At 38.5% G+C, this 11,625-nt stretch carries 11 protein-coding genes and 1 CRISPR repeat array (1 of these 12 running past the window's edge); of the genes, 3 read left to right on the forward strand and 8 right to left on the reverse strand.

All coding sequences use genetic code 11. The features are described 5' to 3' along the window. Positions 1-1,149: direct repeats of the CRISPR family, unit length 37 nt; unit sequence GTCTGAACAGACTTCCCTGTAGATAAGGGATTAAGAC; it begins 16 nt to the left of the window's first position. Between the two features lie 216 nt (positions 1,150-1,365). The 3 genes from KCV09_RS11240 to KCV09_RS11250 all read left to right on the forward strand — a co-directional run bounded on the left by KCV09_RS11240 (position 1,366) and on the right by KCV09_RS11250 (position 2,852). After that, positions 1,366-1,659: a hypothetical protein gene (locus KCV09_RS11240; protein ID WP_212515147.1), complete on the forward strand. Its 294-nt coding sequence runs from the start codon at positions 1,366-1,368 to the stop codon at positions 1,657-1,659. 112 nt (positions 1,660-1,771) lie between these two features. Next, positions 1,772-2,269, forward strand: coding sequence for a hypothetical protein (locus tag KCV09_RS11245; protein WP_212515148.1), 498 nt, complete (start codon positions 1,772-1,774; stop codon positions 2,267-2,269). A 16-nt stretch (positions 2,270-2,285) separates the two neighbouring features. Further along, positions 2,286-2,852, forward strand: coding sequence for a hypothetical protein (locus tag KCV09_RS11250; RefSeq protein WP_212515149.1), 567 nt, complete (start codon positions 2,286-2,288; stop codon positions 2,850-2,852). On the opposite strand, the gene cas6 is transcribed toward KCV09_RS11250, so the two are convergent. From cas6 to cmr1, 8 genes are read right to left on the reverse strand one after another with little or no spacing between them, the layout of a single operon-like run. Continuing rightward, positions 2,841-3,749: a CRISPR system precrRNA processing endoribonuclease RAMP protein Cas6 gene (cas6, locus tag KCV09_RS11255; RefSeq protein ID WP_212515150.1), complete on the reverse strand. Its 909-nt coding sequence runs from the start codon at positions 3,747-3,749 to the stop codon at positions 2,841-2,843. The genes KCV09_RS11250 and cas6 overlap by 12 nt on opposite strands. A 5-nt stretch (positions 3,750-3,754) precedes the next feature. Beyond that, entirely contained in the window at positions 3,755-4,870 is a 1,116-nt protein-coding gene (locus KCV09_RS11260) for a Card1-like endonuclease domain-containing protein (protein WP_212515151.1), read from the reverse strand. A gap of 56 nt (positions 4,871-4,926) precedes the next feature. After that, on the reverse strand, positions 4,927-6,090 hold the full coding sequence (gene cmr6, locus KCV09_RS11265) for a type III-B CRISPR module RAMP protein Cmr6 (RefSeq protein ID WP_212515152.1): 1,164 nt from the start codon (positions 6,088-6,090) through the stop codon (positions 4,927-4,929). Next, on the reverse strand, positions 6,087-6,440 hold the full coding sequence (cmr5, locus tag KCV09_RS11270) for a type III-B CRISPR module-associated protein Cmr5 (RefSeq protein WP_071850513.1): 354 nt from the start codon (positions 6,438-6,440) through the stop codon (positions 6,087-6,089). Before cmr5 ends, cmr6 begins: the two co-directional genes overlap by 4 nt. Before the next feature lie 10 nt (positions 6,441-6,450). After that, positions 6,451-7,332, reverse strand: a complete 882-nt coding sequence (gene cmr4, locus KCV09_RS11275; RefSeq protein ID WP_212515153.1) for a type III-B CRISPR module RAMP protein Cmr4 — start codon at positions 7,330-7,332, stop codon at positions 6,451-6,453. Between the two features lie 31 nt (positions 7,333-7,363). After that, entirely contained in the window at positions 7,364-8,551 is a 1,188-nt protein-coding gene (locus KCV09_RS11280; RefSeq protein WP_212515154.1) for a type III-B CRISPR module-associated Cmr3 family protein, read from the reverse strand. Then, a complete protein-coding gene (cas10, locus tag KCV09_RS11285; protein WP_212515155.1) occupies positions 8,548-10,359 on the reverse strand; it encodes a type III-B CRISPR-associated protein Cas10/Cmr2 in 1,812 nt (603 codons plus the stop codon). Before cas10 ends, KCV09_RS11280 begins: the two co-directional genes overlap by 4 nt. Before the next feature lie 11 nt (positions 10,360-10,370). After that, positions 10,371-11,624, reverse strand: a complete 1,254-nt coding sequence (gene cmr1, locus KCV09_RS11290) for a type III-B CRISPR module RAMP protein Cmr1 (protein ID WP_212515156.1) — start codon at positions 11,622-11,624, stop codon at positions 10,371-10,373. Between the last annotated feature and the right edge of the window lies 1 nt (position 11,625).

Genomic DNA, 11,625 nt, shown 5'->3' on the forward strand with positions numbered 1-11,625 from the left:
CTGTAGATAAGGGATTAAGACCGATCGTCTACGATTCGAAGCGTCTGTTTGATCTGGTCTGAACAGACTTCCCTGTAGATAAGGGATTAAGACTAAGTTCTTTAAATAGAACAGGATCTAAACCTAACGTCTGAACAGACTTCCCTGTAGATAAGGGATTAAGACGTTACATATTCGGATACACGATCTGCTGTGACGTCTGAACAGACTTCCCTGTAGATAAGGGATTAAGACAGCTTGGTCATCTTTACTAGGTTTGAGTCCATCTGTCTGAACAGACTTCCCTGTAGATAAGGGATTAAGACAGCTCATGTTCTACTATGTTATCAAATTTTACTAGTCTGAACAGACTTCCCTGTAGATAAGGGATTAAGACGGGTCAATGTTTGCAGGTCGAACATCAAAAATACGTCTAAACAGACTTCCCTGTAGATAAGGGATTAAGACTTAGCATCGCGTCGCAATACGTTGGAATGCTGTAGTCTGAACAGACTTCCCTGTAGATAAGGGATTAAGACTCCTTTTTAGCATTAGCTTTAATGAAACCTTCAGTCTGAACAGACTTCCCTGTAGATAAGGGATTAAGACCCATTTGATTCATTTGCTTTTTTAAGGCGCATAGTCTGAACAGACTTCCCTGTAGATAAGGGATTAAGACAATGCATAGAACTCTTTTTGATAAAGTTCTGACGTCTGAACAGACTTCCCTGTAGATAAGGGATTAAGGCCGAGATAATCATTTCATCTAGGTTAGTTTCTTCTGTCTGAACAGACTTCCCTGTAGATAAGGGATTAAGACTCAACTGCACCAATGCCTTGCTCTGCTGCTTGGTCTGAACAGACTTCCCTGTAGATAAGGGATTAAGACCCATCTTCCAAGCTCACACGTGGGGCGATCTCAGTCTGAACAGACTTCCCTGTAGATAAGGGATTAAGACACCATTCACAGATACAGCACCCATTGCATCCATCTGTCTGAACAGACTTCCCTGTAGATAAGGGATTAAGACTTCCGCTAACCAGTCTTCAGCTACATTTAGACGGTCTGAACAGACTTCCCTGTAGATAAGGGATTAAGACAGTGATGACGCCTGATTTAATTAAATCAATAAGTCTGAACAAACTTCCCTGTAGATAAGGGATGAACGAGGAACAGCAAAGCACTGCTTTGCCCGAGTGCAAGACGAAAGCTTTGCTTGAGTTAGACGTGGCCCCTCAATAGTATCTTTTAGATTCTTTCCTAAATAATCAATTTTAAAAGCCATCAAGACACCATCTTGATGGCTTTTTATAAGCTTACGTTTAAAAAATAAATCAAAAATATCTCTTATTCTCTATACACCAAGCGAACTAGAGGGTAAGAAAATGACGTGTTATTTAAATTTCGAAGATATTGTATTAGGCTTAAGCGTACATGCCTATAAACGACGTACACAACGCGGTATACAGCAACAACATATTGCACATTTATTACGTTTTGGCCGTAAACAATTTCACCGCCATGCGATTTACTACAGCATTGGTCATAAAGAAATAAATAAGTATGCCGATCTTTGCCCGATGCTTAAAAATATGAATGGAATGCATTTGGTCACAGCCACCAATGGCAAAGTCCTGACCATGTTCCGCAACCGGGACTTCAGCCTGCTCAAAAAATAAAAACAGGAAAAAAACCATGGATTCTGTATTGTATCCATTGATTATTTACATCCTTTTCAGTTGCTCAGTAGCACCATTCATTTGACGTTTAAAAGCGTATGGAGAAATATTAATGAATCGTTTAGTTCCACAAACTGCGGGCTTAATGGCAGTACAAGAAGGCATTAAAGCCGTTAGTAATATGGTGAGTGAAATTGCACACTATAAACGTGCTGTTGCTGAATTAGAATTTCAACGCAAACAAATGCATGAGCAGTCAAAGATCATACGTGCAGAGATTGAGCTCAATCATAAGAAAGAAATCAAACGTATTGATGCATTATCTAGCGCATTCAAAACTTGCTTAAAACACAATAAGCAATTCATTGCCTTGCAAAAACAACAGCAAGATCACGCCCAAGAGCAATGCATAATGATCTTAAATTTGATTGCACAAGAACAAGATCCAACGAACAAAACGACATTGATGTCATTGTGGAAACAGATGCTTAAACAAATTGAGTTAAACCGTGATGAAACCTCACGTTTAAATCAAACACTCATGGATGCCTATCATCAATTTGGTATTGATCTATCTAGTCCACAATTAGATCTAAAAGACGTTCGTTGAACAAAGGAGAAATGAAATGCTACCCATATTCGCAGGTGTTGCCATCGGAGCAGCCGTTCTTTATTTACTGGATGCCGAAACCAAATCACAGCATGATCGCTGGGAACGTAAACGTAGCCAAGTACGTCGTGAAACTGCACAACAACGTGAAAAAATTCAAGCCGCGTTAAAAAGTACAGCAGAATATCAGGAATATAAAAAATATATTGAAATGCACTATGCTTCTAAACAAACTGCAGATCAAGCATTTGAATTATATGCAAGTACAAAAAAAGTGCTGAATGGTTTATATACCCAACTAAAATGCTCAGGAGAGACCATTGGCCAACTCAAACAACAGCGTCAAGAAGCTTTGGGCACTGAAAAAGAGCAAATTCAACAGATGCTTAAGCAGCAACGTGACATACATGCCCAAATAAAAACAGCAATCAACGGATATAAAGCTGAGAGTGAGAGCTTTTTAAAAGATCTACGTAACTTAAATGAAGCTACTGCTCAACTTAAACAGCATATACGTTTACATACCGGAAAACCTGGACGTGAATGGTTTGCTCGACTAGAACAGCGCCTTTTAGGCGCTTAACTGCTTTTCTTGAGTATGTTGCAAAACGTATTGCCCTAAACCAAAGACACTCCCTTTGCCTACATGCAACCATTGACCTAAATACAAAATATCTGCCAATTGATTAGAGACATGCTGCAGTATCACCTCTCCTAACAAACCATCCATTTGCATTTTTTGCTTTTGACGATTTGACCAACGAGACCAACGTATGTGATCGACCCGATATTCTCCTTGTACATGATTTACATCGTCAAATAATGATTTCACAAATGCGCTGGACAAACTCTGTTCTGAATATGCTTCCGTTAAGGTGAGATAGCGTCGAACAACAGATCTACAGAAAATAACAGGATCAAAATTTTCTACTGTTAAGATTTCACCATGATGCTGAATACGCGCATGACTTAAAAATTGCACTCTTAAATTTTCACTTGTTTGCCAATTCAGCTGTGGGCGATCACACAATTCGAAAGAGACAAGTTGTGACTGTGCTTGACCTGTATTGTGGTAACTACCAATTCCTACAGCTAATGCACGTTGCCATGCCATTTGAATCATCATTTGCTGGTTATGTGCAAAGTTACCTACTAGGGTCATATAAAAATAAGCTTCGTGACCTGCTAAAACTTTTGTTGAAAGTGAATGCGCTTCTATCACGAATGGAGGTGCAACATCCTGCAAACGATCTTGCAAAATTAACTTCTGCTTCGCTGGGTCAAATATACGGCGATATAAACAACTCTCAACAGGTTGGCATTTACAATGACCTTTGTTCAAGCCAGCAGTTAAACATGCAATATTTTTTAAAGCATGTCCAAAAGCACCGCGTAGCGAGGAACCTGCATATTCGGGCAACTGGATATTTTGATTGGCTTTAAATTTAATGCGGTAGCGGGATATAGTAAGATTACACATTCAGTTTATATCGATAAAAGACGTTGTTTGAGTTGTACAATTGAGTTCTGTCCTGCAACTACTTGAATGTTATGTTCAGCGGCACGTGTTTTTGCAGCATCAGGTAAATCATATAAAGATACAAAAACTGCTTTTGTATTCAATCCACCAATATCACGTAATGCGCTTAATTTATAAATTGCCTCTGATGCCTGTGTGGCATTTTTCCAATTTACTGTTTTGCACTCAATAATTAAAAGCTGTTGCTGCTGCATCGCCATTACATCGATTTCTTGGTGTGTTTTTGCATGAACCCGTTGAGTGCTTTTTGCAATTTCCACACTCAGTGATATGTCTCGAATATTCTCGGCAACCAGCAAACTTGCTGTAAGATATTCAAGCCAGCCTCCTGTAATAAAAGCACGATCCTGCTCGTTTTGCCATTTAATTGTCTTTGCATTCAACGCAAATAAATCAGTCTCATAGCCTAAATGAGTCAAAAATGATTCCTCATCATAATCTAACGTAAAATTCTTTAAGTCAGATAATTGGGGTTTTGCAGTATGAGCATTTAACTTACTAATGAGTTGACAGGTTTGTTGCCAACGCCCTGCTTTAGAAAGCTCTTGATATATAAGTTTGGTATATTTTTTATAAGACTGGTGGACTTCATTCAATTTTTGTTTTTTAACGACATCAAACTGATAGCTTTTTAAATACCGTTCTAGGCTAATCTTCGTTCCAATATCTGAAATAATACTTTCATCGTCGAGCCAAATTAACTGATTAGGGTTTAAGTTTTGATAAAAACATCGAAAACCATACCCACTAAAGATTTGATAAGCAGCGATACTCATCAGTTTAGTCCCACCAGTCAGATTTACGACAATTTCATCATCTTGGTGTTGTAATAACCATTGCTCATATTGCTGTGTTAAAGACTGCAAACTGTGTTCATTTTTTATCTTTAATACTTCGACTTTTTTACCAATAGCCTTTAACTCTGTAATTAAGTTATCACCCTGCTGACGCTTTTGTGTACTTACCGCTACATAGATTATATCTGGGTTAATTTGCACCGACTCTAAGGGCAAAAGATTAACTGGGTTATGATCCGTTGCCGAACAAAGTAATATTTTCATATTCAATCTCATAAAAAAGCAATAAAGCGAGAAATGCTTTACTGCTTTTTTAATTTTTAGGATTTGTACTTATTGATAAATTTTAATGCTTCATCGATTGTTTTTTTCTTAGAGTTGAGCCATTCATCACTCTCAATCCACTGGCTATGCTGTTCTAAGGAAATTTCAACCACTTTTCTACAATGTTCATCATTAGTCTTATCTAGTCCAAATTCAGCGAATGACTTTGTTCTTCCTGACTTAGCTAGAGCTTCATACAATTGTATTTCGTTATATGTACTAATTTTTTGCCGAGCAAGCCCAAATTCGTCATTCGGATCAATCGGCTGAATATTTACTTCATTAAAATGCAATTTTAACCTTTCAATTAATTTATCATCTTGAATAAAATAACCATAACCTGAAGCCCCTTTAGCCCCCATGCCAAACTGATTGAGCATATTTTCAAGAAGTTGCTTTGCAAAATCGAGCCACTGCTGATTTGCACCCTCAATTACAAAATAGAAGCTCCCTTGTACTGCTAGCTGCTGATTAGGGACAGGAGATTCCATATCAAGTGCTTCGTTTGACTGACCTGCATAATATTTTTGATGATGTACTGTGACAATTTCACCAACAAATGGTTTAGCTTCTTCAGCTGAACTATATTTTCCTTCTTTGGTTAAAGCTGGAATATACCAAGCATCATGCCAAACCAAATAACCAGCGTTTGCTTCAGCATCTTCATCTGCCCCGAATAAAGTATCTAAAATCGGCATCATCGCAACATCAATTTGCGTTTTACCTTTTTCATCTAGAATGACCTTACCATTAGCATCTTTTTGACTAAACAGATTTTCTGCATAAGCGCGTACCGCACCTTTTACAGAAGAACCTGCCAGCATTGGCATACCATAACTATGCTGGGTCGTAACACCTGTTTCAAGCGTTCCACCTAATGCTAAACCCGTCATTAAGCGACCATCAATTGTTGCAGGTAGAGCAGCGAAATTCTGTTTTTGTTGAGTTTGTAATAACCATCGATCAAACGCCAATTGGTATAAATCTGATGGTTTTAGATTGGTAATGACATCTATCAAATCTTTTTTATCTGCTTTGGCTTTCTCTGTAGAGTCCCATACACGTAGTCCTCTTTGGATCAGCAAACCCGGATTTGGATCATCATTCGCATGTGTTGCATTTAATAACGGAATGAGTTGTTTACGTACAAGTGCTGTCATGCCTCACCTTCTTTTTTCAGTAGGGCTTGTGTATAACGTTTTAACCATGCCGTTGCATCTAAGGTTTGACGAGTCAACAACTGATATTGCCCTATGTCAGAGGCTAAAATATCCGCATGTAAATTTGGGCGATCTAAAATAGTCTGAATGTGCTGTAAGATAATTTTATGCTCAGGCTTATCTTTACCCTTCGCCATTAGAAAGCCAATCGCTTGAGCCAAACCTGATTGCATAACCATGGTTGGAAAGTTAAGTGCCAAGGTACGATATTTAGCTTCAAAATTATCTTTTTGCATTGCTTTCACTAAAGGGAAAGCATCTTCTGCATATTTATGAGTACGAATCTGCATGATTAAATCCTCAGACTTGTGCTTGGTCTAATAAAAGACGACAGAAACCACGCCCTACGGTATGTTTACCGCCTAGCTGTATTGATAATTCTTGTGCTATTGGTAACAGTTCAGAAAGCTCTTCTGCTGTTTTTTTATTGTCTTTATTTCTGGATGCAGAAACACCAATAACACCCCATAGTACTGTTTCAGCAGGTAAATTTTCTTCAGTCCAAAGTGCACCGTTCATCACAACACGTGTTTCACGATCAATACGAATACGTGTTCGTATTTCAGTTGCGGTATCCGCTAAAAATGAAAAAATATCATCAGGTAAAATCACAAAACGTGCTTTGACCGTATCACGCCATTGTTGATACTGCGCAACAGATTCAGGATATAACTGTGCTGTAATTTGATCTGCCCACTGCGCAGCAAGTCCTGTTGAATATGCTTCAATATCCAAATCTTCTAATGCCATCTTTCCATTAGCGACATATAACGCACTGTCTTCTGTCACGCGTGCCTTATCTGCCTCTAGTTGAGGAATATCTAAATCACTTCCTACATCGCGTTGATATTGACGTAAGATATATGGACATGTTGCGTATGCTACTGTACCTGCAAAAGAACGAATTGGCAGTAATAATAATTGCGCATCACCAAATGCAACTGCACCAGCATGTGTTGCATCAGCGTCTACAGGACCAAATAGTGTTTTAATTTGCTCTTGATTTAAAGATAATTGCGTTTCAGCTTCATCACGTAGTACACCTTTGAGTGCTGAGCCTGCAACAATCGGTAAATTTGTCGCTTTTGCGCGTGCAATCGGTAAGTCAACGATACCCACACCTTGGCCTGTCCCAACATGTAATGCCGATAATGCTTGTAAATGAAAAATACGAGTTTGCATATTTATATTCCTAATGATTTTTTTAAGTAATTTATTTTGACCAAGCACTAACGATTGCGACACCAAAGCCATCATTTCGATCTTGTGAATGATCTGAAATTGGTTGTGCCCACAATTGTTGCAACGTTTCTTCATCCATCTGAGTCGTTAGGCTGAACCAATACACAGCCCCTGCCCCCACAGCTTTACGGGTTGCTTTAGGTTTCCATACTATAGAATCCCAACCCGATACAGGTAACCAGCGATCAATAGCGACCGACTCTAGTTTCACTTCAACATCAGATTGAGGCAGTTTTCCACATAAGGTATTCTGATCCAACCATGCAGGTAAATAGCCATTTTCAAAAACAGCAGGTGTAAGCAAACTTAGACTAAAACCTTTGTTTTGATTAATTTTTTCTAGCAAATCATCTGAGGGCTTGAGATATTGAGTGGATTTGACTGGTTTAAAGTATGATAAACGTCGCTCTCCACCTAAAGTCGCTAAGTCTTGAGTAAGTTGTTGCTCTGTAAATACAACAAAGCCATAACGTTCATCATCCCACTTTTTACCTGCAATCCGTTGTCCTTGTAATTGATGGTTTAAGTCCAAACTGGCTGTTTGGAAGAGTTTTCCATCTTCACTTGATGCACTAGTAGATTCGATTTTGACATGTGTTCGAATGTCAATAGCTAAGGTTTTTAAACCTGTGGCCTCAATACTTTCAAAGCTAAATTCTTGCCCTTGTTGCCAGGCCAAAAAATGTTCTAAAGTCCAATATGTCACCCCACTTTGAGGCTTACCTTTTAAATTTTTTTGCATCTGTACAGGTAACAAGCCTGTTGGCAAGTCACTACCACAACGTTCAGAATCAAATGCATTTGGTGCTAAACGTACTAAATGTGTTTTTTTATCTTCTCGACTTTCAAAATAAAGTGCATTCGCAGGTTTAGGAACCAAAATTGTATAATCATCTAAATGATCAGGATTAAAACGAACTAAAAAAGGCCCTTGAGATTGAATACTAAGAATCTTTTGGTAATCCTCATGATTTAAACGCCCTTGATAATCTTGATATTGCCCCGCATGTTGTTCAATCTGCATTGCTCGGATCATCCCCGCTGTTGCAGATGGCAAAGGGAATGTTGCATCTTGCGCAGATGCAACAGATCCAAAAGGTTTTCCTGAACGAAATACTAAAGGTGCAAGTGATTCAATTAAATATGCTTGCTTTATCATTGCCCATCTTTCCCTAAATCTTGTTGTGTTTTTGCGGCAAACCAACGTGCGACAATCAACTCATCAGATAAAGCCTGTAAATTAATTTCAGTCGCACGATTTGTAAGTTTATCGACATGAACCTTCTTAATCTCAGCGCCATTTGCAAGTCGGGCTTTTTTTAGCATTAACGCCAGTTCAGCAGTTTGAATATCTTTCTGGATATTTTTTCCAGGTGCAATATTTTTAGTTCTTAAGTCAATCGCACGTGTGTCATATGCAATACGAGATGGAATATCTTTATTCAGATATAAATTTACCCATTCAGCAAATGCTTGATGTGCATTGTGATCACTCCAACTAAAGCGAAGTTTCGTTTGGTTGCCAGAACGTACATCTAATAAAATACCCAATGCATTACGTCGCTGATTCGGCTCCGAAATATGATCACCTTTCGCAAACTTTTCAGCTTGGCTGGCATATTCACGTATGACACTAAGTGGTGTTGTATGATGTGCAATAGCAAGCCCCACTGATAATGTTGGTATTTGATCAGCATTTAGTGTTTGTGCAACAGTCTGTAGTTTTTCTTTAAAAGACTCACTTAAGGCTTTAGCACAATCATAAGCTCGGTGCAATGGTACAAAACTAAGTACATCATCTCCCCCAGCATAAACACAATGTCCATCATATTGACGCATTTTTTCAGCAACACCACCTGCAAATTCTGACAATGCAACTGTGATTTGTTGATGTGCTTTTTTGTCCTGAGCTTTATCTAAAAGCTCACCCATACGATCGCCATCTGCTAGTAATAGAACACCGTATGCTGATGGTTCACCATACGTTTTCCAAAAAGGTTTTAGCATTTTTAATAACGCATTTAATGCATCATTGAAAGAATCCGCATCTGGATAATTACGTAACTCAGCTTCTAAGCGGGAGCGATACAAAAACTGTGCATCATATGGAAAATCATCATAAACTCCCTGATTACCACGTACACGTGTTGCTAGATCATTTTTCACTAAGCGTTCATAGCACTCTTTTACATCTACGAATTTTGGATCTAATTTTATTTTCTCGATCCATGCATGTGCTGTAATTCGTGTGAAAGCAGTAAAACGATCCGCTTGTTTTTTTAAACCTAAACGTTTTACTATACCTAAACAATCAAGTTGTTCTGAGGCAGATAACCCTAATTTTGCACGTGTTTGATTACTTAAGGCATGCTTTTTATCTTCCTTTAGAACGGTTTCACGTGCACCATCTAATGAAGATTTTGGAATCATAAATTCATCAGCATAAGGATTTGCAATAATTTGCGTAAAGTCCCGTGTTGCCTTACGTGCAGCAAGCACCTTAGATGCTAGTGCAACAGCATCACTATAACTTTGCTGATCAGAAATAATCGCCCATGCTGCTTGCACTTCAACATAGTCATTACGCTGCGCATTCCAAATATCTACACGTATTTCAGATGATTTTAAATCTTGATATACCTCTTCGACTTCATCTAAAAAACGCTGTTTTGTTGCTTGTTTCGCTTGTTCGATAACTTCACGCAATTGCTGCTCATTTTCAGCATTGAGGCATACTTGAATTTTGTTACCTACAGAAAAATCTGAGTTTTTTTCCAAACTTGTAAGATCATTACTCGCAATAGCAGGAAAAATCAGTTCTGCTCCATTATTTTTAAGGGATAAAGCACATGCTTTGGCAAGTTCAGATAAAAGTGCTGAACCACTCCATAAATCACGACTTTTACGAGCAGCAGCAATCATGCTCTGCACTGGACCTATGGAAAGAATTACTACATATTCTGTCATTTTATAATCCATTATTTTGCAAAATATTTAAGGAAAGCATCTAATGGATCTGTTCCTTGTTGATCTTGAATTGGGCGAATATGTTGAGCGGTATCACTTTTCCAAACAGGATAGGTTTCATTTCGACCAAGTGATACATTCATATTTTTAATATGTTCATATGGTGTGACTAAGGCACAACTTGCCCATTCTTTCTCTCCTTTTCTATTTTTGCCTAAATAAAAAGGACGGATAAATAATGGGCTTGCTAAACGATCACCATCGATTGGTGCAAGTTGGCTATCCCTAGGCTCACCACGACCAACGAAGTGGAAAATAATGGGCAAGCCAAAAAAAGCACGTGGGAAAACATTACCTGCTTGATGTTCAGGTGCATGATTTTCATGGTGGGTTTTTTGAAGACGTCTTAAGGCATCGGGTTCAGGCCAACGGCTTCGACCTGCTGGCTTAGGTGCCTGCCCTTTATTACGCCCAACTTCAGCTTTTTGTCTAAAATCACTCAGCTTTTGAATACCACTACAAAGCTGTGCTAATGCATTAGCAGACTTTCCTTTCAAACTCATAGCACAGTTCGCTGCAGTAATTTCAGATTCAGTCAAAGGCTGACAAATCATTGGATAATCCCAAGATTCAGAAATGTGTATTGCACCTAACCCCTTACGTGTTCTTGCACCAACACCACCAAAATTCGCCCACCATCGCAATGTTTCTACAATTTGCTGGGTCATCTTCTCTTGATTTTTTAAAGTATTTGAAAGGGAAAAGCTGAGTTTAAATTTTGCTTTCTCAGCATTCAGCAATTTATGAGGATTATTAACTTTGTCCTCAGCATTTGATGCTGGAAATAACACATAAGAAAGCTTCTTGTTACTCGGATTTGCATCTAAATATTCTGTGTATTCGACTAAATCATGATGCGTTACTTTAGGTTGAGTGACTTTTAAGAATACCTGGCTTGCTCTTCCACCATCATCATCACCTTGGCCACCCCATAACGCAAACTCTGCATCACGGATATTTTTTAAATTACCATTAAAATCCCAAGTGTCATCTTTCTTATTCTTTGCAAGTAAACGCCACCAAAAACGAAGTTGCCCTTTAATGGCACTGACACGAATCGGCATTTTTAAATCTACAGTAGCAGCATCTACTCCACCACCGTACATAGGCGTAACCAATTCACACTCTAAAGTGTGCCACTTTAAAGCTTTTAATTCCTCTAATATAGGAAGCTGAATAGCCTCACTTGGGCTACGTAATCCCATG

Source organism: Acinetobacter soli (genome assembly GCF_018139125.1).
GTDB classification, from domain to species: domain Bacteria; phylum Pseudomonadota; class Gammaproteobacteria; order Pseudomonadales; family Moraxellaceae; genus Acinetobacter; species Acinetobacter soli.